This window comes from Roseateles violae (assembly GCF_030410485.1).
GTDB classification, from domain to species: Bacteria; Pseudomonadota; Gammaproteobacteria; order Burkholderiales; family Burkholderiaceae_C; genus Roseateles_D; species Roseateles_D violae.
The window spans coordinates 365,798-386,645 of sequence record NZ_JAUHHC010000002.1; the positions used below are offsets into that span (position 1 = coordinate 365,798).

Consider the following 20,848-nt stretch of genomic DNA (forward strand, 5'->3'; position numbering starts at 1 on the left):
GTCGATGCCCGCGCACATCGGCTTGCACCGCAAGCCTAGGCCGCTGCCGGATGCGCCTCGACCAGATTTTCGTGGGGCGCAGGCTGCGGCGGTGCCAGCGCGGCGAAACGGCCGCTCAGCAGCAGCACGACGGCAAAGCCCAGATAGCTCGCCGCCACCGCGGGGCTCTGGCCCACGCCGATCTGCTCGCCGTGCATGAAGCCCAGGAAGCTCAGCACGGCGCCGGCCGCGGCAAAGGCGGCGGCCTTGCTCAGCTGGCGGTCGATGATGCAGACCGCGATGGCGCCCAGCACCAGGCCGCCGAGGATGGCGCCGCCGCCCAGCACCTCGAGCCCGTGGTACAGCACCCCGGTCTGCCCGAGCTTGTCGAGGCCGACGGCGGCGGCGCTGGTGCCGGCCGCGCCCAGCGCGTTGTCGATCTGCAGCTTGCCCCAGGCGGCCAGGTGCGGCATGAAGGCCAGGATGACGGCCGGCGCGTGGCTGCGCGGCGTCTCCTGGAAGGCCTGCGCGCCTATCAGCATGCCGATGTAGAGCAGGATGGGCGAGATCGCCACCACCGGAATCAGCGAGGTCATCGCCGAGATGATGCCCAGCCAGCACATCAGCAGCACGACGATGCCGGTGGCGGCCGAATAGCCGATGCGCCCGCCCATGGCCTTCCAGCCCGGATGGCCGATGTAGACGGCGTTGATGAAGGGATTGCCCATCAGGCAGCCGACCAGGCTCACCACGCCGTCGGCGCTCAGCACGCGCGTGGTCGGGAAGCTGTCGCCGCCGGCCGCGGCACTTTCCACATTGTCCATCGCCTCCACGAGGTCGTAGATGCCGAAGGGAATGGCGGTGACGAGGATCACGGACAGGAACTCGAAACCCGAGAACACATGGCCGACGGCCGGCAGCGGCACGGAGAAGCCGAAGTTGGTGAAGGAGGCCGTCAGCGCGGCCAGGCTCATGCCGCCTATGGAAAAGCCCAGGGCCGCCGAGCCCCAGGCGATGAGGCAGCCCAGGGCAATGGCCACCAGGCCGGCCGGGATGCCGCGGAACCAGCGCACGCCGCCGAACCAGCTGACCAGGATGATGGAAAAGCACACCAGGCCCAGCAGCGGCGTCATGAACATTTCCAGCGCCGGGCGCAGGGCGATGAAGGCGATGGACACGCCGGCCAGCGTGCCGAGCAGGGCGGCACGCGGCGTGATGCGGCGGATCAGCGGCGCGACGAAGCCGCCGGCCATCAGCACGAAGCTCTGCACGAAGACCCAGGTCAGGCCCGCCTCCCAGCCCTTGACCGGATCACCGGTCTTCAGCGTGATCGGCAGCATGATGACGAAGACCACGACGAACATATGCGGCACGCTGATGCCCGAGGGTAGGGCGCAGACGTCATCGCGACCGCTGTCGCGGGCGAGCTTGTAGGCCAGCCAGGCGTAGTAGAGCGTGGACAGGCACATCATCAGCCCGGCGGCCGGCAGGATGCGGCCGAACACCAGCTCGTCCGGCATCTTCAGCACGAAGCGCAGCAGCCCGGTCAGCACCAGCAGGTTGACGAGGATGTTGGTGCCGAAGCCGAAGAAGGCGTTCCAGTCGCCGGGCACCCAGATCCTGGGCAACTGGGACGAGGTGGGAGACGTGGTCGTCGTCATGGTCGCTCCTGCGTGGTTGGTGGCGTAGGCATAAAAAGTTAGTGCGACCCTGCGCTCAAGCCGGCGAGCACGCGCTCCGAATCGCTGACCCAGCCGAAGATGCCGCCCTGCGCGGCGATCATGCGCAGGCCGGCCTCGTGGAACTCGGGGAAGTAGGAGGCGCAGCAATCGCCGGGCACCAGGCAGCGGTAGCCGCGGTCATTGGCCTCGCGCACGGTGGTGTGCACGCAGACCTCCGTCGTCACGCCGCAGACGATCAGCGTTTCGATGCCGCGGTGCTGCAGCACGGCGCCGAGATCGGTGGCATAGAAAGCGCCCTTGCCGGGCTTGTCGATCACCGGCTCGCCGTCCAGCGGGCGCAGCTCCGGGATCAGTTCATGGCCCGGCTCGCCGCGCACGAGGATGCGTCCCATCGGGCCGGCGGCACCAATGCGCAGGCTCGGCGCCCCGCGTTCGAGCTTAGCGGGCGGCGCATCGCTGAGGTCGGGCCGGTGGCCTTCGCGGGTATGAATCACCAGCATGCCCGCCTGCCGCGCGCCGGCCAGCAGCGCCTGGCAGGGGGCGATGGCCGCGCGCAGCAGGGACACGTCGTTGCCCAGGCTTTCACCGAAGCCGCCGGGCTCGATGAAGTCGCGCTGCATGTCGATGATCACGACGGCCGTGCGCGCCGGGTCCAGCGTCAGCGGCTGGGGCAGGGCGTCGACGGTGATGCGCGTGGACATGGCGGCATGCACTCCTTGCAGGGGCTTCCCGTATCGACTTGGGGCGTGGGTTCCCCAGATTGATGCACACCCACTGGTATTCCAGTTAGCTGACAAGCTGACAGCAAGAAGCAAGCCATCGACGGCAGCGACAGCCGGACACCGGACCGCCACTGAGGGGCGCGGTCGTGTGCGGCTCGATCACCGGCTGCAGGCGGATTGGTGCGCATCGTGACGCCCGAGCTGGCACGGTTGATGCTCACATCCCAGCTTGTATACAAGAAAGTGCACCATGGACGAGCAGACACTCCACACCCTCGGTGACTGGCGGCAGGCCTACCTCGGCGGCGCTGCCCCGCGCGCGCTGCTGGAAGCCCGCGTCGCGCGGCTGGGCCGGGCGGTGGATGCGGTCTGGATCCACCGCGCCAGTGCGGCGGAACTGGAGGCCCAGCTCGCGGCGCTCGAAGCGCGCGAGGCCGTGGCAGCCGATCGCGCGGCGCTGCTGGCGGCCTTGCCGCTGTTCGGCGTGCCCTTTGCGGTGAAGGACAACATCGATGTGGCGGGCATGCCCACCACGGCGGCCTGCCCGGCTTTTGCGCGTACGCCGCAATCCAGTGCGCATGCGGTGCAACGCCTGCTCGATGCCGGCGCGGTGTGCCTGGGCAAGACCAATCTCGACCAGTTCGCCACCGGCTTGGTCGGCGCGCGCTCGCCCTACGGCCGGCCGAGCAGCGCTTTCGATGCGCAGCGGGTCAGCGGCGGTTCCAGTTCGGGCTCCGCACTGGCCGTGGCGCGGGCGGAAGTGGCCTTCTCGCTGGGCACCGACACGGCCGGCTCGGGCCGGGTGCCCGCCGGCTTCAACAATGTCGTCGGCCTCAAGCCCACGCCCGGTCGGGTCGGTACGAGCGGCGTGCTGCCGGCCTGCCGCACGCTGGACTGCGTCTCGGTGTTCGCACTGACGGTCGAGGATGCCGCCAGCGTGCTCGCCCTGATCGAAGGCCCGGATGCGCAAGACGCCTACAGCGCCTTCGCGCCGGGCCCGGCACGCCTGCCGGCGCGGCCGCTGTGCATCGGCGTGCCGCAGAGCGCAGAGCTCGACGCCGAGTACGCCGCGGCCTGGCCGCAGGCGCTGGCCCAGGCCCGCTCGCTGGGCCACGAGATCGTCCCGCTGGACTTCGCAGCGCTGCACGCGGTGGCCGATCTGCTCTACAACGGCCCCTGGGTCGCCGAGCGCCATGCCGTCGTGCAAGCCTTGCTGGAGAGCGCGCCCGAGGCGCTCGACCCGACCGTGCGCCGCGTCATCGAGGGCGCGTTGGGGCGCACGGCCACCGACACCTTCCGGGCCCAGTACGCGCTGCGCGAAGCGCAGCGGGACCTGGCGGCCTTGTGGAAGGATGTCGACCTCCTGATGGTGCCGACCACCCCGGGTCACCCGCGCTTCGCCGCGCTGGATGCCGACCCGGTCGGCGTCAACGCCCGCCTGGGCCGCTACACCAACTTCGTCAATCTGCTCGGCTGGTGCGCGCTGGCCCTGCCCGCCGGCTTCACCGCGGAGGGCCTGCCTTTCGGCATCACCTTCATCGGCCCGGGTCAGGCCGATGCCGCGCTGGCCCGTTTCGGCCTGGCCTGGCAGGCCGCGGTTGCATTGCCGCTGGGCGCCACCGATGCACGCCCGCTCGCAAGTCAGCCGGCGCTGCGCTGGCCGGCCAGCGCGCCGACCTTGCCGCTGGCCGTGGTCGGCGCCCATCTGTCTGGCATGCCGCTCAACGGCCAATTGACATCCCGCGGTGCGACCTTGCGCGAGGCCACGACCACCGCGCCCTGCTACCGCCTGCACGCGCTGGCCGGCACCGTGCCGCCCAAGCCCGGCCTGCAGCGTGTGGCGGCGGGCGGGGGCGCGGCCATCGCCATCGAGATCTGGGACGTGCCGCTGGCCGAGATCGGCTCGCTGCTAGCCCTGATTCCCGCGCCGCTGGGCCTGGGCAGCCTGCTGCTGGCCGATGGCCGCAGCGTGCACGGCTTCATCTGCGAAGGCCACGCGCTGGCCGACGCCACCGACATCACCGACTTCGGCGCTTGGCGTGCCTATATGGCCGCCCGCCAGGTCTGAACTTCATCCAACCCGAGGAGCACAGGACATGAGCACCGATTCCAAGCCCAAGCGCGATACGCTGCGCCGCCGTCACTTGCTCGGCGCGGCCGCCGCCGCCGCCGCGACGCTGGGCGCGCCGGCCTTCGTGCGCGCCCAGTCCGGCAGCAAGATCCGCATCGGCTACTGGCCGGTGGCCGCCGGCCTGCCTTTCTATGCCGCGGTGGAGAAGGGTTACTTCAAGGACGCGGGTCTGGACGTCGAGGCGATCAAGTTCGCCGGCGCCCAGCAGGTGATGGAGGCCATGCTGTCCGGCCGCTGCGACGGCAGCTCCAACGGCACCGGATCCGGCAACCTCGGCGTCGGCGAGATCGCCTCGCCGGGCCTGTTCAAGATCATCGCCACCAACCCCAGCAACGCCACCTATGTGCTCGACCAGTTCCTCGTGCCCAAGGACAGCCCGGTCAAGAGCATCGCCGAGCTGAAGGGCAAGCGCGTGGCCAGCGGCCCGGGCATCCAGAACAAGACCTTGGCGCAGACCGTGCTGGAGCGAGCCGGCGCCAGTGGCACCAGCGTCACCGAGCTGCCCATCGGGCAGCATGTGGCAGCGCTCGCGGCGGGCCAAGTCGACGCGGTCTACACGCTGGAGCCGACCGGCACGGTCGGCCGGCTCAACGGCACGACGCGGCTCTTGGAGGCCGGCGTGATCGCCAAGTACATCCTCGGCGATCCGCAGGCGCCCTGGCACGGCGGCGCCGCCACGCTGACCACCGAGTTCATCAAGAAGAACCCCGAGCTCACGCGCAAGTACATCGCCGCCTATGCGCGCGGCATCGAGCTGGTGCGCAAGGACCCGGCCGAGGCGCGCAAATACCTGAAGGGCTACACCGCCATCGACGGCCCGCTGACCGGCGAGGTGCCGCTGGCCTCCTACATGCTCTACAGCGAATTCAAGCCCGCGGATGTTGCGGCCTTCCAGAAGTTCTTCGACCTCTTCACCGAGAAGGGCGTGTTCGAGAAGAAGCTGGACGTGCAGTCGCTGCTCTTCAAGGCCTGAGCAATGGACGCCCTGAGTACCTCACCGGCCGCCGCCGCCAAGCCCTGGCAGCCGGGCGGCACGACGGCAGCGCGTGCCGCCGCGCGCGGCTTTGACGGCAAGCGGATGCTGCCCTTCATCGGGCCGCTGATCCTCTTCCTGATCTGGGATCTGGTCGTGCGCTTCGGCCTGATCCGGCCCATCCTGCTGCCGCCGCCCTTGGCCACTCTGGGAACGCTGATCGGTGGCCTGGCAGGCGGGCCCTTGCTGCTCGACTTTGCCGTCACCGTCTGGCGCACGGTGCAGGCCTTTCTGATCGCCGCCGTGATCGGGGTGCCGCTGGGCGTGCTGCTGGGCAGCAACGAGCGGGCCTATCGCAGCGTCGAGTTCCTGATCGACTTCTTCCGCTCGACGCCGTCCTCGGCGCTGATCCCGCTGTTCCTGCTGATCTTCGGCGTGTCCGACATCAACAAGGTCGCCATCGCCGCCTTCGGCGCGCTGCTGATCGTCGTCTTCAACAGCGCCTATGGCGTGATCAACGCGCGCAAGCAGCGCGTGATGGCCGCCAAGGTGATGGGCGCCTCGCGCTGGCAGATCTTCAAGGACGTGCTGGTCTGGGAGAGCCTGCAGCCCAGCTTCGTCGGCCTGCGCTCGGCGGTGTCCATGGCCCTGGTGATCGTGGTCGTGGCCGAGATGTTCATCGGCTCGGACAACGGCCTGGGTCACCGCATCATCGATGCCCAGCAGGTGCTCAACGTGAAGACCATGTACGCCGCCATCCTCGCGGCCGGCATCCTCGGCTATCTGCTGAACAACCTGTTCCTGCTGCTCGAGCGCAGGATCGTCCACTGGAGCGGGAGGTAAGCCCCATGTCCGCCGTCCTCAATGTCCCCACCGGTCTCGTCGCCGACGTGCCGCAGCGGGCCTTTCGCCCCGGCCCGGCCGGCACCCACATCACCATCCGCGGCCTGACGAAGTACTTCGCCGGCTGGCCGCTCTACGAGAACTTCGACCTCGACATCCCCAAGCACAAGATCGTCTCCGTCTTCGGCCCCAATGGCTGCGGCAAGAGCAGCTTGATCAATATGATCGCCGGCCTGATCCCGATCGACTCGGGCCAGATCCTGTTCGACGGCAAGAGCCTGAAGGACACCAAGATCGGCTATGTGTTCCAGAACTACCGCGAGGCCATGTTCCCGTGGATGCGGACCATCGACAACATCGCCTACCCGCTCAAGCTCGAGGGCCGCAGCAAGGCGGAGGTGGACCGGCGCATGGCCGAGCTGGTCGAGTCATTCGACGTCAAGTTCGACCTGAACCGCTACCCCTACGAACTCAGCGGCGGCCAGCAGCAGACCGCCTCCATCATGCGCGCGCTGGCGCCGGGACCCGAGGTGCTCTTTCTGGACGAGCCCTTCTCGGCGCTGGACTTCGAGATGACGCTGTTCATCCGCGAGAAGCTGCAGGAGGTCTTCATGCAGACCGGCACGACCATGCTGCTGGTCTCGCACGATCTCGAGGAAGCCGTCTACCTGGCCGACGAGGTGCTGCTGCTGAGCAAGCGCCCGACCAAGGTAGCCGAGATCCTGCCCTACGCCGACCCGCGACCGCGCACGCTGGCCACGCTGTCCGAGCCCAGCTTCGTCAGCACCAAGAAACTGAGCCTGGAGATCTTCCAGCGCGAGGTGCGCCGATGAATGCCGTCGAGATCGAGCGCTATGTGGACGCCAGCGCCGCGCTGTTGGCCTTGCCGCTGGCGCCCGAGCACCGGCCGGGCGTGCTGCGCTATTTCGCGCTGGCCGCCGAGATGGCGGCCTTGGTCAACGGCCTGCCGCTGGGCGTGGAGGACGAGCCGGCGGAGTGCTTCGTGCCCATAGTGCCGGCCGAGCGGGAAGGGCGCCGATGAACGAAGCCGACGCGCTGCTGCTGCAGCCCGCGCACGCGATTGCTGCCGCCGTGCGCGCCGGCCGGGTCAGCGCCGAAGCGATGGCCGAGGCCAGCCTGGCGCGCATCGCGCGCAGCGACGGGCTGATCAATGCCTTCACCGACCTGACGGCGGCGCGGGCCCTTGCGGGCGCGCAGGCGCTGGACCGGCGCCTGCGCGCCGGCGATCCGGCCGCGCGGGCGCTGCCGCTGCCGGGCGTGCCCTATGCGGTCAAGAACCTGTTCGACATCGAAGGCCTCAGCACCCTGGCCGGCTCCAAGATCGAGCGCGGCCGCCCGCCGGCCTCTGGCGACGGACCCTTGCTGCGCCGCCTCGATGCGGCGGGCGCGCTGCTGGTCGGCGCGCTCAATATGGACGAGTACGCCTATGGCTTCACCACCGAAAACAGCCACGAGGGCCCCACGCGCAACCCGCGCGACCCGACGCGCGTGGCCGGCGGCTCCTCGGGCGGCTCCGGCGCGGCGGTGGCCGCGGGCCAGGTGCCGATCAGCCTGGGCTCGGATACCAATGGCTCGATCCGCGTGCCGGCCTCGCTGTGCGGCGTCTTCGGCCTGAAGCCGACCTTCGGCCGCCTGCCACGCAATGGCAGCTACCCCTTCGTCGCCAGCCTCGACCATCTCGGCCCCTTTGCCCGCTCGGTGCCGGACCTGGCCCTGACTTACGACGCACTGCAGGGCTTCGATGCCGCGGATCCCGGCTGCCAGCCGCGCGCCATCGAACCGACGATGCCGGCGCTGGCGCGCGGACGCGAAGGCCTGCGCATCGCCCGTCTCGACGGCTACTTCCTGGATAACGCAGGCCCCGAGGCGCGCGCGGCGGTGGCGCGCGTGGCCGAGGCGCTGGGCGGCTTGAACGGCGTCGAACTGGCCGGCGCCGAGCGGGCGCGGGCGGCGGCCTTCCTGATCAGCAACGCCCAGGGGGCCGCTCTTCATCTGCCCGACCTGCGTTCGCGTGCGCGAGACTTCGAGCCGCTGTCGCGCGACCGTTTCCTGGCCGGTGCCCTGCTGCCGGCCGCCTGGGTGCAGCAGGCGCAGCGCGTGCGGCGCTGGTTCGCGCTGCGCGCGGCCGAGTTGTTCCGCGAGGTGGACGTGCTGATCGCGCCGGCGACGCCGGTGGTGGCACCTGTCATCGGCAGCGAATGGATCGACCTCAATGGCCGGCAACTGCCCGCGCGGCCCAGCCTGGGCCTGCTGACCCAGCCGATCTCCTGCATCGGCCTGCCCGTCTGCGCCGCGCCGGTGTGGGGCGTGCACGAGCGCCTGCCGCACCGGCCGCGCCTGCCGATAGGCGTGCAGATCATCGCCGCGCCCTGGCGCGAGGACCATGCGCTGCGCGTCGCCCACGCGCTGGAACAGGCCGGCGTCAGCAGCGCGCCGGTGGCGGAACTGGCATGAGCGCCGCGCCGGGCCGCCCCAAGCAAGCTCTCTCCCGCTTGGCGGGACAGGCCGAAGGCCGAAGGGTGCACCAATGACAGAAGACGAGATCAACCTGCCCGAGGTGCTGGCCGAGGTGAGCGCGGTGTTCGCGCGCTACGAGGACGCGCTGGTCAACAACCGGGTGGAGGTGCTGGACGAGCTGTTCTGGGACTCCCCTCACACGGTGCGCTACGGCGCCACCGAGAACCTCGTCGGCTACGCGCAGATCCAGGCCTTTCGCGCGGGCCGCTCGCCCGTCGGCCTGGCGCGCAGCCTGGCGAACACCGTCATCACCACCTTCGGCCGCGACCACGCCACGGCGATGACCGAGTTCCGGCGCGAGGGCAGCGCGGCCATCGGCCGGCAAAGCCAGACCTGGGTGCGCCTGCCCGCCGGCTGGCGCGTGGTGGCGGCCCATGTGAGCCTGCTGGCGCCGCCGCCGGATCGCTAAGATCGCCGAATGCGCGCCGTCGCCGTTTCCCCGCCTGCCGCCGCCGAGCGCTCGAATCTCGCCGAGCACATCTATGCCGTTATCAAGGCGGAGATGGATGACTTTCGCCTGGTGCCCGGCGACCGCTTCTCCGAAGGGGAGTTGAGCCAGCGCCTCGGCGTCAGCCGCACGCCGGTGCGCGAAGCGCTGTTCCGCTTGCGCAACGAGGGCTATCTCGAGGTGGAAGCCAAGTCGGGCTGGAGCGTGCGGCCGATCGACTTCGGCCGCCTGGAGGAGCTGTACGACCTGCGCATCATCCTGGAGCTGGCCAGCGTGGCGCGCCTGTGCGCCTACACCGGCCCGCCTCTGCCGGAGCTGGAGCAGCTGAAGGCCATCTGGCTGGTGCCGGTGGCCGAACGCCTGAGCGATGGCCGCGAGGTCGGCCGGCTGGACGAGGCCTTCCATGCCACCCTCGTGCGTGCCGCCGGCAATGCCGAGATGGCGCGGGTCCACTGGGACGTGACCGAGCGCATCCGCATCGTGCGCCATCTTGACTTCACCCGGGTCGACCGCATCGAGGCCACCTACAGCGAGCACGCCAAGATCCTGCGCGCCGTCATCCAACGCAAGGTCGAGCACGCGCAGCTGCTGCTGAAGACGCATGTCGAGCAGAGCAAGGCGGAGGTCCGCAAGATCACCTTGGCCACGCTGTACGAGGCGCGCGGGCGGGCCGCGCGCTGAGCCAGCTGCGACGGCCGGCCATTCGATGGGCGGGTGTGGACGCGTCGCGGCCTGCTTCGTCAGCGCCGGCGCAGCGCTCGCCGCTCCGTTTCCCGCGCCGGCGTCGCAGGTCCTGCCCGACGTGGTCCCCGGCCCCGGAAGGCACGGACAGGGCCCTGTCTGGACGACCGGGACGGCCGGCTCTGGATCGGCCATGGCAAGGGAGGTCTACGAGCATGGCAAGTTCCGGCCGCCATCGGCAAAGCCATACCGCCGTGGTTTGAACGGCCGCCATCATTCCCGGGCCCATCAGGTTCCGTGCCGGCCAGCAGGCATCTGCCGCGAGCGATTTTTCCGGCAACTTGAACAGACCGGTTGGCATCGCTAGCGAAGCTTGGGGCCCTCGTCAGTGATTGATGCGCACGCCGGATCAATCAATGAGAATCTTGCAATTCCGTTGTCAAGGGCTGTCGTCCAAACTTCGTTCCAGTGGCCGCTTTTCCGGCGCGGCTTCATAGGAGACATAGGTGGACACAAGCACGCCGAATCTTGCCGAATGGGTGGGCCGCAGCACGACGCTGCACGATGTCGCCACGGCGGCGCCCGTCGTGGCGCTCAACGCGACCCTCGATCACCCGACCATCGCTGCCGAGTCCGGCCTCATGCTGCCGCCTCTGTGGCACTGGCTGTACTTCCTGCCAGCGCACCGGCAATCGGAGATCGGCGCGGACGGCCATGCCAAGCGCGGCGGCTTCCTGCCGCCGGTGCCGCTGCCGCGGCGCATGTGGGCCGGCAGCCAGTTCGAGTTTCGATCGCCGATTCGGCTGGGCGACCGCATCGAGCGCAAGTCGACGATCGCCGATGTGACAAGCAAGGAGGGGCGGACCGGCCAGCTGGTCTTCGTCAAGGTCCGGCATGAGGTCCGCTGCAATGGCGCGGCCGATCCGGCCCTGGTCGAGTTCCACGACATCGTCTATCGCGAGGCGAAGCAGCCCGGGGATGTCGAGCCGCCGCCGCTGAAGGCCGAGCAAGGCGCCGCCTGGCAGCGCGAGATCGTGCCCGACGACGTGCTGCTGTTCCGCTACTCGGCGCTCACCTTCAACGGCCACCGCATTCACTACGACCGGCGCTATGTGACCGAGGTCGAGGGCTATCCGGGCCTGATCGTCCACGGGCCCTTGATCGCCACCCTGCTGATGGACCTGCTGCGGCGCAATGCTCCGGATGCCGAGGTAGCCAGCTTCCGCTTCAAGGCCGTCCGGCCGACCTTCGACCTGCACCCCTTCAAGGTGAACGGCGCCTTGCAAGCGGACGGCAAGACCGTGCGCCTGTGGGCCCAGGACCATGAGGGCTGGCTGACGATGGATGCGACGGCAACGCTGCGCTGAACAGAGAGACGAATATGCAAGCCCTCAAAGGACTCACCGTCGTCACGCTGGAGCATGCGATCGCGGCGCCGTTCGCGACCCGCCAGCTGGCCGACCTCGGCGCGCGGGTGATCAAGATCGAGCGCCCCGGCGTCGGCGACTTCGCGCGCGGCTACGACGCCCGCGTGCGCGGCCTGGCCTCCCACTTCGTCTGGACCAACCGCTCCAAGGAAAGCCTGACGCTGGACGTCAAGCATCCGGAAGCCGCCCAGCTGCTGGAGCGGCTGGTGCTCGAAAAGGCCGACGTGGTCGTGCAGAACCTGGCCCCGGGCGCCGCTGCACGGCTGGGCCTGGGCTACGAGCGCCTGTCGGCGCTCAAGCCCTCCCTGATCGTCTGCGACATCTCCGGCTACGGTGCGGACGGTCCCTACCGCGACAAGAAGGCCTATGACCTGCTGATCCAGAGCGAGGCCGGCTTCGTGTCCGTCACCGGCACGGCCGACGAACCCTGCAAGGCCGGGCCCTCGATCGCCGACATCGCCGCCGGCATGTACGCCTACTCCAACATCCTGGCCGCCCTGCTGGAGCGCGCGCAGACCGGCAAGGGCCGCCACATCGACATCTCGATGCTGGAGTCGCTGACCGAGTGGACCAGCTATCCCCTCTACTACGCCTTCGAGGGGGCGCCGCCCCCGCCGCGCACCGGCGCCGCCCACGCCACCATCTACCCCTACGGGCCCTTCCCGACCGGCGATGGCGGCAGCGTGATGCTGGGCCTGCAGAACGAGCGGGAATGGGTCAACTTCTGCGAGAAGGTGCTGCAGCAGCCCGGCCTGGCGCAGGATCCCCGCTTCACCGGCAACGCCAAGCGCGTGGCGGCCCGGGCCGAACTGCGCGACATCATCGTGAGCGCCTTCGCCGCGCTGACGGCCCCGCAGGTGGTCGAGCGCCTGGAGATGGCACAGATCGCCAACGCGCGGGTCAACACCATGCAGGAGGTTTGGGACCATCCGCAGCTGAAGGCGCGCGGCCGCTGGCGTGAGGTGGAAACACCGGCCGGCACGATTCCCGCGCTGCTGCCGCCCGGCTCCTGGCCGACCGACCCGCGGGAGGGGCCCCGGATGGATCCGGTTCCCGCGCTGGGACAACACACCCATGCCATCCTCGCCGAACTCGGCGTCGATGCCGAGGGCCTGCGGGCGCTGCAGCGCGCCGAGGCGATCTGAGATGAGCCCGAGAAGCTACCTCTTCGTGCCGGGCAATCGACCGGAACGATTCGAGAAGGCGCTGGCGAGCGGGGCGGATGCCGTCGTGCTGGATCTGGAGGATGCGGTGGCTCCGGAGGCCAAGGGCGCGGCGCGCGACGCGATCGCGAGCTGGGCCGCTTCCGCCACGAATACAGCGCGGGAAAGGATCTTCGTCCGCATCAACGACGCAAGCTCCAGCGTATTTGAAGAGGACCTGCGCGTGCTTCGGGAGGCCCGCATTGCCGGTGCGATGCTGCCCAAGGCCGAGCTGGAAGATCCCTTGAAGCGGCTCGCGGCTACCGTCGAGGGCATCGCCATCCTGGCCTTGGTCGAGACCGCTCGCGGCGTCGAGCAGGCCCAGATCGTCGCGGCCGGTCCGGCTGTCACCCGGCTGGTGTTCGGGACACTGGATTTCGCGCTGGACCTCGATCTGGACATCGGCGACAGCAACGAGGCGCTGGCCTATGCGGCCTCCCGCTTGGCGATCGCGTCCCGGCTGGCGGGCCTTGAATCACCGGTGGCGGGCGTCACCCCGCAGATCGACGACGAAGCGCGGCTGCTGTCCGATGCGGCCTGGTCGCGCCGCCATGGCTTCGGCGCCAAGCTCTGCATCCATCCGCGCCAGATCGCCACCGTGCATGCGGTGCTGTCGCCCAGCCCGGCCGAACTCGCCTGGGCGCAGCGCGTGCTGGCCGCCGATGCCGCCTCGCCCGGGGCCGCCCAAGTCGACGGCCGGATGATCGATAGACCGGTCGTTCTGCAAGCCCAGCGCCTGCTGAAGCGCGCACCCGCCTGATACCGCCTTTCCACTCACAGGGGACCCCCATGGCCGCCACCATCATCGACTCCGTCATCTTCCAGGGCATCTTCTCCAGCGACGAGATGCGTCATGTCTGGTCCGACGAGAACCGCACGCAGAAGTACCTCGACATCGAAGCCGCGCTGGCCAGGGTGCAGGGGCGGCTGGGCCTGATTCCGCAGGAGGCGGCCGACGAGATCGTCAGCCACTGCCAGCTGGAGCAGATCGACCTGCTCAAGCTGCGCCAGCAGACCGAGCGCATCGGCTATCCGATCCTGGGCGTCGTCTCGCAGCTGAACCTGCTGTGCCGCGACAAGCTGGGCGAGTACTGCCACTGGGGCGCCACGACGCAGGACATCACCGACACCGCCACCTCGCTGCAGATCCGCGAGGGCCTGGCCATCGTCGAGCGGGAGCTGGCGGCGATCTCGGCCGCGCTGGCCAAGCTGGCCAAGGCGCATCGCCTGACGCCGATGATAGGCCGCAGCAATCTGCAGCAGGCGATTCCGGTGACCTTCGGCTACAAGATGGCCGGCCTGCTGTCCGCCGTCGAGCGCCACCGCGAGCGCCTGACCCAGCTGAAGGAGCGCGTGCTGGTCGGCGAGTTCGCCGGAGCGGCCGGCACGCTGGCCTCGCTGGAGCGCGGCGCGATGGAGACCCAGGCCGGCCTGTGCGCCGAGCTGGGCCTGAAGCAGCCCGTGATCGCCTGGCACACGATACGCGACAACATCGCCGAAGTGGGCGCCTTCCTCGGCCTGGTCGGCGGGACCCTGGGCAAGCTCAGCATGGACATCAAGCTGATGATGCAGACCGAGGTCGGCGAGGTCTACGAGCCCTATGCCCATGGTCGGGGTTCCAGCAGCACCATGCCGCAAAAGCGCAACCCGATCTCCAGCTGCTACATCCACGCGGCGATCTCGGTGGTGCGCCAGCATGCCGCGGCGCTGATGGACGCGATGGTGGCTGATCACGAGCGCTCGACCGGCCCCTGGGAGATCGAGTGGATCGTCCTGCCCGAGGCCTTCTGCCTGATGGCCGGGGCCTTGAAGCAGTCGCGCTATGTGCTGGAAGGCCTGGAGGTCGATGCCGAGGCGATGCGCCGCAATATCGACATGACCCATGGCCTCGTGATGAGCGAGGCGGTGATGATGGGTCTCGGCCCCTATATCGGGCGCGAGTACGCACACGACCTGGTCTACGACATCTGCCGCGAGGCGGTGAAGCAGCAGCGGCCCCTGCTGGACCTGCTGGCCGAGCATCCCGAGATCAACAAGCATCTCGACCGGGCCGCGCTGGCGCGGCTGTGCGATCCGGCCAACTACCTCGGCCAGTCCGGCGTGATGGTCGATCGCGTGCTGGCCACGCTGAGCTGAGCCGATCAAGCCGGCGAGCAGACCGGCACCTTAGTCGGGGGTCCGATTGGAGACAGTGCAAATGAAGTCCGCAAACAAACTGCTGAAGCTGCTTTACGTCCAGGTGCTGATCGGCCTGGTGCTGGGCATCACGGTGGGCCACTACTGGCCCGAGTTCGGCGCCTCGCTGAAGCCGCTGGGCGACGGCTTCGTCAAGCTGGTGAAGATGATGATCGCGCCGATCGTCTTCTGCACCATCGTCAGCGGCATCACCTCGCTGGGCGACGCCGGCGGCATCGGCAAGACCCTGCTGAAGGCGATGGGCCTGTTCTATGCGCTGACCATCGCCGCCTTGCTGACCGGCCTGGTGGCGGTGACGCTGATGCAGCCGGGCGCGGGCATGCACATCGACCCGACGCATCTGGACGCGGCGGTGGCGGCCAAGTACACGAGCCAGGCGCAGCCGCGCGGTTTCGTCGAGTTCGTGCTCCACATCATCCCGAACTCCTTCTTCGGCGCCTTTGCCGAGGGGGAGGTGCTGCCGGTGCTGCTGCTGGCCGTGCTCTGCGGCTTCGGCCTGACCCGCATCGGCGCCACCGGCAAGGCGGTGCTCGAAGGCATCGACAGCTTCGCCCACATGCTGTTCGCCGCCTTCGGCTTCATCATGCGCCTGGCGCCGCTGGGCGCGTTCGGCGCAATGGCCTTCACCGTCGGCAAGTACGGCATCAAGTCGATCGGCTCGCTGGGCCTGCTGATCGCCACCTTCTACGTCGCCTGCATCTTCTTCGTCGTGGTTGTGCTCGGTCTGCTGGCGCGCACCCATGGCTTCAAGCTCTGGCAGCTGCTGCGCTACATCCGCGAGGAGCTGCTGGTCGTGCTGGGCACCTCGTCCAGCGAGCCGGTGCTGCCGCGGCTGCTGATGAAGCTGGAGCGCCTGGGCTGCAAGAAGGGCGTCGTCGGTCTGGTGCTGCCGACCGGCTACTCCTTCAATCTCGACGGCACCGCGATCTATCTGACACTGGCCTCGATGTTCATCGCGCAGGCCTGCGACATCCACCTGAGCTGGGGACAGATCGGCGCCATGCTGGGCCTGATGCTGCTGACCTCCAAGGGCGCAGCCGGTGTGACCGGCAGCGGCTTCGTCGCCCTGGTGGCCACCCTGGTCGTGATGCCGGACCTGCCGGTGGCCGGCGTCGCCCTGATCGTGGGCATCGACCGCTTCATGTCCGAGGCGCGCGCGCTGACCAGCACCATCAGCAACGCGGTGGCCTGCATCGTCGTATCGAAATGGGAGAGGGCCTGCGACGAGGCGGTGCTCGCCAGCGAGCTCTCGCAAGGCTATGCCAAGACCGAGCAGGCGCTGGAGGACGATGCGGTCCTGCCGCACGCCGATGCCATTCACATCACGCATGCCGCGCCGGCCCATGTCCGGCACTGACGGAATCAGCGCTTGGCCGCGCGCTTTTTCTTGCCGGTCTTCATCTCGGCCAGGAAGTCGTAGAGCTGCTGGGCCGCCGGCGACAGCGAGCGGCCCTTGCGCCGGATCAGCCCGACGCTGCGCGTGACGACCGGGTCGGTCAGCGGCACGCTGACCAGCAGCGGATGGTCGGCCGCCGGCATCGCCAGCGAGGGCACGGCGGCGACGCCTAGGCCGGCCTCTACCAGGCCCAGCTGCGTCGTGACATGCTGGGCCTCGTAGATGCTCTGCGGCCGCTCCGCCACATTGGCCAGGGCCTGATCGAGCAGCAGCCGGTTGCCCGAGGACCGGGCCACTGAGATGAAGTCGTAGTCCTTCAGCTCGCTCCAAGTGACCTGGCGCTTGCGCGCCAGCGGGTGGTCGCGCCGACAGGCGGCGACGAAGCGGTCCTCCTGCAGGGGCAGGAACTCGATGTCGGCCTCCTGCGCGCCCATGAAGTTCAGGCCGAAGTCGGCCTCGCTGCGCGAGACCGCGGCCAGCACCTCGTTGGCGCTGGCATCGAAGACCTTGACCCGCACCTTCGGGTAGACCTCGTGGTAGCGCCGGATCACCTGCGACAGGAAGTAGTAGACGGTCGAGGGCACGCAGGCGATCGTCACCTCGCCCATGCGGCTCGCGGCGACGCCGCGTATGCCCAGCAGCGTGTTGTCCAGGTCGTCCAGCAACTGCTCGACCTTGCGCGCGAAATCGCGGCCGACGGCCGTGAGGTTGACCCGTCGTGTCGAGCGATCCAGCAGCCGCACCCCCAGCGCCTGCTCCAGCTTGTCGATGCGCCGGCTGAAGGCCGGCTGCGAGATGTGGACCGCTTCGGCCGCCTTGCGGAAGTTGTTCAGCTCCGCCACCGCGCGAAAGGCCAGCAGGTCGTTGAGGTCGAAGTTGATGGCCATGGAGCCCTCTCTGCGATGCTGTTCGATTGATGCGCATTGTGGATCAGTCGTTCTGAAACATGCAATTCACAGCAATGGTTCCAGCGCCCATCATGAAGCCATGAACCGAATCGTCCCCTGTGTCCTGATGCGCGCCGGCACCTCGCGCGGCCCGTTCTTCCTGCGCGAATGGCTGCCCGAAGACGAGGTCGCTCGCGACGAGGCGCTGATCGGCGCCATCGGCGCCTCCGATCTGTTGCAGCTCGACGGCCTGGGCGGTGGCAGCAGCCTGAACAGCAAGGTCGCCATCGTGTCCCGCTCGCAGGAGCCGGGCTGCGATGTGGACTATCTGTTCGCCCAGGTCGGCGTCGGCCAGCAATCGGTCGACACCCGTCCCAACTGCGGGAACATGCTCAGCGGCGTGGGGCCCTTCGCGATCGAACAGGGCCTGGTGGAGGCTGCCGACGGCCAGACCACGGTGCGCGTCTTCAACGTCAACACGCGCTCCCGCATCCACGTCAAGGTGCAGACGCCCGGACGATGCGTCCGCTATGACGGCGACACCCGCATCGACGGCGTGGCCGGTACCGCGGCCGCCATCCAGCTGGAGTTCCTCGATGCCTGGGGATCGGTGACGGGCTCCGTCTTCCCGACCGGCCGGCGCGTGGACCTGATCGACGGCACGGAAGTCAGCTGCATCGACGCCGCCATGCCGCTGATGATTGTGCGCGCGGCCGACCTCGGCGTGCGCGGCAATGAAACGCCGGCCGAGCTCGATGCGAACAAGCCCCTGCTCGATCGCCTCGAGCAGCTGCGCCGCGCCGCCGGCGAGCTGATGGGCCTGGGCGACGTGTCCAACAGCGTCATTCCGAAGCCGGTGCTGGTCAGCGAAGGCGACGACGCGATGAGCGTCAGCTCGCGCTACTTCACGCCCAGGCGCTGCCATGCCTCCCACGCCGTCACCGGCGCCATCGGAGTGGCCAGCGCCTTTGTGCTGCCCGGCACCGTCGCCAGCAGCGGGCGGCCGGCCTTTGAAGGCGAACAAAACATCAGCGTGTTGCACCCGCAGGGGCGCATCGATGTCGCCATCAGCGTGGAAGGCCGCGATGGCGAGGCGCGCATCCAGCGGGCTGCCCTCGTGCGCACCGCCCGCAAGATCCTGCAGGGCGACCTGCACCTGCCCGAGTACGTATTTTCAAAACGTCAGCAAGGAGACAAGGAAGTGAAGAAACTCATCGCCCCGATGGTTGCGGCGGCCGTGGCCGCCAGCGCGCCGGCCCTGGCGCAGGCCCAAACCACTTATCCGACCAAGACGATCACCATCGTCGTTCCCACCGCGGCCGGTGGCGGCAACGACGCAATGGCGCGCACGATCGCGCAAAAGCTCGGGCCCATGCTGGGTCAGACCATCATCATCGACAACCGCGCAGGCGCCAACGGCTCGATCGCCAGCGAGTTCGTCGCCCGCGCCGCGCCGGATGGCCACACCTTGATGCTGGGCTATATCGCCACCCACAGCATGAACCCGGCGCTGCAGAAGCTGCGCTACGACCCGGTCAAGGACTTCGAGCCGGTGGGCCTGGTCGGCTATTCGCCGACCCTGATGGTGGCCAACCCGAGCGTCCCGGTCAAGGACGTCAAGGATCTGGTCGCCCAGCTGAAGGCCAAGCCCGATCGCTACACCTACGCGTCGGCGGGCAATGGCACGGCGCCGCATTTCGCGGCGGAACTGTTCAAGCTCAATGCCGGCGTCGTCATGCTGGGCGTTCCGTACAAGGGCGCCGCCCCGGCCGTATCCGACACGATAGGCGGACAGACCCAGTTCATGTTCCCCAGCCTGTTCACCGCCTATCCCTTCATCAAGTCCGGCAAGCTGAAGGCCATGGCCATCGCCGGTCCCAAGCGCGTCGCCAGCATGCCCAATGTGCCGACCCTGAAGGAGGCGGGCGTGGACGGCGTGGACGTGACGCAGTGGTACGGCATCTTCGCGCCGGCCAAGACGCCCAAGCCCATCATCGACAAGCTGAACAAGGCGCTCAACGAGGTGCTGGCCGACAAGGAGATCAGCAAGCGCATCGAAGATCACGGCGCCGACGTCGAGACCAGCACGCCGGAAGAGTTCGGTCTGCTCGTCAAGAACGAACTCGCCAAGTGGAAGGGCGTGGTCCAGCAGGCCAAGCTGACCGCCGACTGAGATCCAACACCGCCATCCAACAGGAGACAATATTCATGAAGAAGATCGCTTGCATGCTGAGCCTCGCCGGCACCATCGCCACCCCGATGGCGGCCTGGGCCCAATCGTCCGTGACGGTGTACGGCATCATGGACCTGGCCGCGCGCTACGTCGCCAACGACGGGGTCGGCTCGGTCACGTCCTTGATCAGCGGCGGCAACGCCACCAGCCGTCTGGGCCTGCGAGGCAGCGAGGACCTGGGCGGCGGCCTGAGCGCTCGTTTCCAGCTCGAACACGGGATTTCCGCCGACACCGGCACCCCTGCCGGTGGCAACACCTTCTGGGACCGCTTGGCCTGGGTCTCGCTCGCGAGCAACAGCCTCGGCGAGCTCCGCCTCGGCCGCGACTATGTGCCGACCTACACGAACTGGGTCCGCTTCGACCCGTTCAGCAATGTGGGCGTGGCGGGCGTCGGCAATATGCTGCCGGCCAGCCAGGTCGGCCCGATCCGCAGCGCCTTCGCCAGCAACCCGAACACCCTGGTCCGGTCCAACAACGCCGTTCAGTACCTGCTGCCCGCCAACCTGGGTGGCATCGAGGGCGGGCTGATGGTCGCGGCGGGCGAGGGCGGTACGGCCGCCAACGGACAGCACAAGCTGCTGGGCCTTCGCCTGGGCTATGCGACCGGGGCCTGGGTGGTGAGCGGGGCCTATGACGAGACCAAGAACGAGCTCACCGGCAACGAGAGTTTCAAGGACGGCATCATCGCCGGCTCCTATGACTTCGGCGTGGTCAAGCTGAACGCCGCATGGCGGCGCTTCGACTTTCTGGATTCGAAGCAGACCAACATCCTGCTGGCCGCGATCCTGCCGGTCGGTGCCGCCGGCCAGCTCAAGGTCTCCTATCAGAAGGCCGACCTCAGCGGCAGGGTCCGCACCACCAATGTGGCGGACAACGACGGCGCGCAGCTGGGTCTGGGCTATGTGCACAACCTGTCCAAGCGCACGGCCCTCTACGCGAGCTACTCGCGCATCAACAACGACGGCGTCGCGACCTTTGTCGTGCCCGGCGGGGCCAGCGGTCTGACCGCAGGCGGCAACTCCTGGGGCGTCGAATCCGGCGTTCGCCACATCTTCTGAGCAAGCCAAGGCGCCGGACGCATGGAGGTCCGGTGCCCCAGCGCAGGACCGCACAGCAATCTCGGAGCCAGGGGGATTCCAGACTCGGCGGTCGATGAGCCGCCGAGCATTCCCGCGCGGGACGGCATCGCGACAAAGGAGCAGTCGTGGCGAACATCGACAAGGGCCGGCGGGATCTCGACTGGTCCGCAATCGAACTGGACTATCGCGCGGGCATCCTGTCCCTGCGCGAGCTGGGCGCGAAGCACCGCTGCTCCCATTCGACGATAGCGAATCTTGCCGGCCGCAAGGGCTGGTTGCGTAGCGCTGAACCAGGTGATCACCGGTCCTCCGGGGGGCTGCACCTTTGCGAGACGGCAGGCCGCGGAGACCGGGCCATCAGCCTGGAGCTTGCATCGTGAACAAGCCTCGGTCGCTCGATGAGCTGCGCGTCGAGAATCTGCTGGCGTGCG

Annotated in this window: 19 protein-coding genes; 16 read left to right on the top strand and 3 right to left on the bottom strand. The window is 68.7% G+C overall.

Annotation, left to right across the window (positions count from 1 at the left end; genetic code table 11):
* Positions 1 to 35 precede the first annotated feature (35 nt).
* On the bottom strand, positions 36 to 1,640 hold the full coding sequence (locus QWJ38_RS07185; RefSeq protein WP_290358379.1) for a hypothetical protein: 1,605 nt from the start codon (positions 1,638 to 1,640) through the stop codon (positions 36 to 38).
* Between the two features lie 38 nt (positions 1,641 to 1,678).
* On the bottom strand, positions 1,679 to 2,362 hold the full coding sequence (locus QWJ38_RS07190; RefSeq protein WP_290358380.1) for a cysteine hydrolase family protein: 684 nt from the start codon (positions 2,360 to 2,362) through the stop codon (positions 1,679 to 1,681).
* Between the two features lie 271 nt (positions 2,363 to 2,633).
* Here QWJ38_RS07190 and atzF point away from each other — a divergent pair, with 271 nt between their 5' ends.
* The 13 genes from atzF to dctA all read left to right on the top strand — a co-directional run bounded on the left by atzF (position 2,634) and on the right by dctA (position 16,179).
* Positions 2,634 to 4,451, top strand: coding sequence for an allophanate hydrolase (atzF, locus tag QWJ38_RS07195; protein ID WP_290358381.1), 1,818 nt, complete (start codon positions 2,634 to 2,636; stop codon positions 4,449 to 4,451).
* Positions 4,452 to 4,479: 28 nt separating this feature from the next.
* Positions 4,480 to 5,487, top strand: a complete 1,008-nt coding sequence (locus QWJ38_RS07200) for an ABC transporter substrate-binding protein (RefSeq protein ID WP_290358382.1) — start codon at positions 4,480 to 4,482, stop codon at positions 5,485 to 5,487.
* A 3-nt stretch (positions 5,488 to 5,490) separates the two neighbouring features.
* Positions 5,491 to 6,330, top strand: coding sequence for an ABC transporter permease (locus QWJ38_RS07205; RefSeq protein ID WP_434063952.1), 840 nt, complete (start codon positions 5,491 to 5,493; stop codon positions 6,328 to 6,330).
* Between the two features lie 5 nt (positions 6,331 to 6,335).
* Positions 6,336 to 7,163, top strand: a complete 828-nt coding sequence (locus QWJ38_RS07210; RefSeq protein ID WP_290358383.1) for an ABC transporter ATP-binding protein — start codon at positions 6,336 to 6,338, stop codon at positions 7,161 to 7,163.
* Entirely contained in the window at positions 7,160 to 7,372 is a 213-nt protein-coding gene (locus tag QWJ38_RS07215) for a DUF4089 domain-containing protein (RefSeq protein ID WP_290358384.1), read from the top strand. The genes QWJ38_RS07210 and QWJ38_RS07215 overlap by 4 nt, the downstream gene beginning before the upstream one ends.
* On the top strand, positions 7,369 to 8,805 hold the full coding sequence (locus QWJ38_RS07220; protein WP_290358385.1) for an AtzE family amidohydrolase: 1,437 nt from the start codon (positions 7,369 to 7,371) through the stop codon (positions 8,803 to 8,805). Before QWJ38_RS07215 ends, QWJ38_RS07220 begins: the two co-directional genes overlap by 4 nt.
* A 73-nt stretch (positions 8,806 to 8,878) precedes the next feature.
* Positions 8,879 to 9,277, top strand: coding sequence for an oxalurate catabolism protein HpxZ (gene hpxZ, locus QWJ38_RS07225; protein ID WP_290358386.1), 399 nt, complete (start codon positions 8,879 to 8,881; stop codon positions 9,275 to 9,277).
* A gap of 9 nt (positions 9,278 to 9,286) precedes the next feature.
* A complete protein-coding gene (locus QWJ38_RS07230; protein WP_290358387.1) occupies positions 9,287 to 9,997 on the top strand; it encodes a GntR family transcriptional regulator in 711 nt (236 codons plus the stop codon).
* A 506-nt stretch (positions 9,998 to 10,503) separates the two neighbouring features.
* Positions 10,504 to 11,364 carry an HTD2 family dehydratase gene (locus tag QWJ38_RS07235; RefSeq protein WP_290358388.1) on the top strand — a complete coding sequence of 287 codons (861 nt, stop codon included), beginning with the start codon at positions 10,504 to 10,506 and terminating at the stop codon, positions 11,362 to 11,364.
* A gap of 14 nt (positions 11,365 to 11,378) precedes the next feature.
* Positions 11,379 to 12,569, top strand: coding sequence for a CaiB/BaiF CoA transferase family protein (locus tag QWJ38_RS07240; RefSeq protein ID WP_290358389.1), 1,191 nt, complete (start codon positions 11,379 to 11,381; stop codon positions 12,567 to 12,569).
* 1 nt (position 12,570) lies between these two features.
* Positions 12,571 to 13,386, top strand: coding sequence for an HpcH/HpaI aldolase/citrate lyase family protein (locus tag QWJ38_RS07245; RefSeq protein WP_290358390.1), 816 nt, complete (start codon positions 12,571 to 12,573; stop codon positions 13,384 to 13,386).
* A gap of 29 nt (positions 13,387 to 13,415) precedes the next feature.
* Entirely contained in the window at positions 13,416 to 14,762 is a 1,347-nt protein-coding gene (locus tag QWJ38_RS07250; protein WP_290358391.1) for a class-II fumarase/aspartase family protein, read from the top strand.
* A gap of 61 nt (positions 14,763 to 14,823) precedes the next feature.
* Complete coding sequence (gene dctA / locus QWJ38_RS07255) at positions 14,824 to 16,179, top strand: C4-dicarboxylate transporter DctA (protein ID WP_290358392.1); 1,356 nt, start codon at positions 14,824 to 14,826, stop codon at positions 16,177 to 16,179.
* Positions 16,180 to 16,184: 5 nt separating this feature from the next.
* On the opposite strand, the gene QWJ38_RS07260 is transcribed toward dctA, so the two are convergent.
* Positions 16,185 to 17,105: a LysR family transcriptional regulator gene (locus QWJ38_RS07260; protein ID WP_290358393.1), complete on the bottom strand. Its 921-nt coding sequence runs from the start codon at positions 17,103 to 17,105 to the stop codon at positions 16,185 to 16,187.
* A 100-nt stretch (positions 17,106 to 17,205) separates the two neighbouring features.
* Between QWJ38_RS07260 and QWJ38_RS23985 the strand changes: the two genes are divergently transcribed.
* The 3 genes from QWJ38_RS23985 to QWJ38_RS07280 all read left to right on the top strand — a co-directional run bounded on the left by QWJ38_RS23985 (position 17,206) and on the right by QWJ38_RS07280 (position 20,797).
* The gene (locus tag QWJ38_RS23985; protein WP_341850483.1) at positions 17,206 to 19,278 is read left to right on the top strand and encodes a 4-oxalomesaconate tautomerase; all 2,073 of its coding nucleotides are present in this window, start codon (positions 17,206 to 17,208) and stop codon (positions 19,276 to 19,278) included.
* Positions 19,279 to 19,313: 35 nt separating this feature from the next.
* Positions 19,314 to 20,396 (top strand): porin, encoded by a 1,083-nt coding sequence (locus QWJ38_RS07275; protein WP_290358394.1) that lies wholly within the window; start codon positions 19,314 to 19,316, stop codon positions 20,394 to 20,396.
* Positions 20,397 to 20,542: 146 nt separating this feature from the next.
* On the top strand, positions 20,543 to 20,797 hold the full coding sequence (locus tag QWJ38_RS07280; protein WP_290358395.1) for a hypothetical protein: 255 nt from the start codon (positions 20,543 to 20,545) through the stop codon (positions 20,795 to 20,797).
* Positions 20,798 to 20,848 lie beyond the last annotated feature (51 nt).

Bases quoted from the DNA above. Each gene is read 5' to 3' on its own strand.
- hpxZ (WP_290358386.1), top strand. From the start codon at position 8,879: ATGACAGAAGACGAGATCAACCTGCCCGAGGTGCTGGCCGAGGTGAGC.
- QWJ38_RS07190 (WP_290358380.1), bottom strand. From the start codon at position 2,362: ATGTCCACGCGCATCACCGTCGACGCCCTGCCCCAGCCGCTGACGCTG.
- QWJ38_RS07250 (WP_290358391.1), top strand. From the start codon at position 13,416: ATGGCCGCCACCATCATCGACTCCGTCATCTTCCAGGGCATCTTCTCC.
- QWJ38_RS23985 (WP_341850483.1), top strand. From the start codon at position 17,206: ATGAACCGAATCGTCCCCTGTGTCCTGATGCGCGCCGGCACCTCGCGC.
- dctA (WP_290358392.1), top strand. From the start codon at position 14,824: ATGAAGTCCGCAAACAAACTGCTGAAGCTGCTTTACGTCCAGGTGCTG.
- QWJ38_RS07245 (WP_290358390.1), top strand. From the start codon at position 12,571: ATGAGCCCGAGAAGCTACCTCTTCGTGCCGGGCAATCGACCGGAACGA.
- QWJ38_RS07220 (WP_290358385.1), top strand. From the start codon at position 7,369: ATGAACGAAGCCGACGCGCTGCTGCTGCAGCCCGCGCACGCGATTGCT.
- atzF (WP_290358381.1), top strand. From the start codon at position 2,634: ATGGACGAGCAGACACTCCACACCCTCGGTGACTGGCGGCAGGCCTAC.
- QWJ38_RS07185 (WP_290358379.1), bottom strand. From the start codon at position 1,640: ATGACGACGACCACGTCTCCCACCTCGTCCCAGTTGCCCAGGATCTGG.
- QWJ38_RS07200 (WP_290358382.1), top strand. From the start codon at position 4,480: ATGAGCACCGATTCCAAGCCCAAGCGCGATACGCTGCGCCGCCGTCAC.
- QWJ38_RS07230 (WP_290358387.1), top strand. From the start codon at position 9,287: ATGCGCGCCGTCGCCGTTTCCCCGCCTGCCGCCGCCGAGCGCTCGAAT.
- QWJ38_RS07240 (WP_290358389.1), top strand. From the start codon at position 11,379: ATGCAAGCCCTCAAAGGACTCACCGTCGTCACGCTGGAGCATGCGATC.
- QWJ38_RS07205 (WP_434063952.1), top strand. From the start codon at position 5,491: ATGGACGCCCTGAGTACCTCACCGGCCGCCGCCGCCAAGCCCTGGCAG.
- QWJ38_RS07275 (WP_290358394.1), top strand. From the start codon at position 19,314: ATGAAGAAGATCGCTTGCATGCTGAGCCTCGCCGGCACCATCGCCACC.
- QWJ38_RS07215 (WP_290358384.1), top strand. From the start codon at position 7,160: ATGAATGCCGTCGAGATCGAGCGCTATGTGGACGCCAGCGCCGCGCTG.
- QWJ38_RS07260 (WP_290358393.1), bottom strand. From the start codon at position 17,105: ATGGCCATCAACTTCGACCTCAACGACCTGCTGGCCTTTCGCGCGGTG.
- QWJ38_RS07210 (WP_290358383.1), top strand. From the start codon at position 6,336: ATGTCCGCCGTCCTCAATGTCCCCACCGGTCTCGTCGCCGACGTGCCG.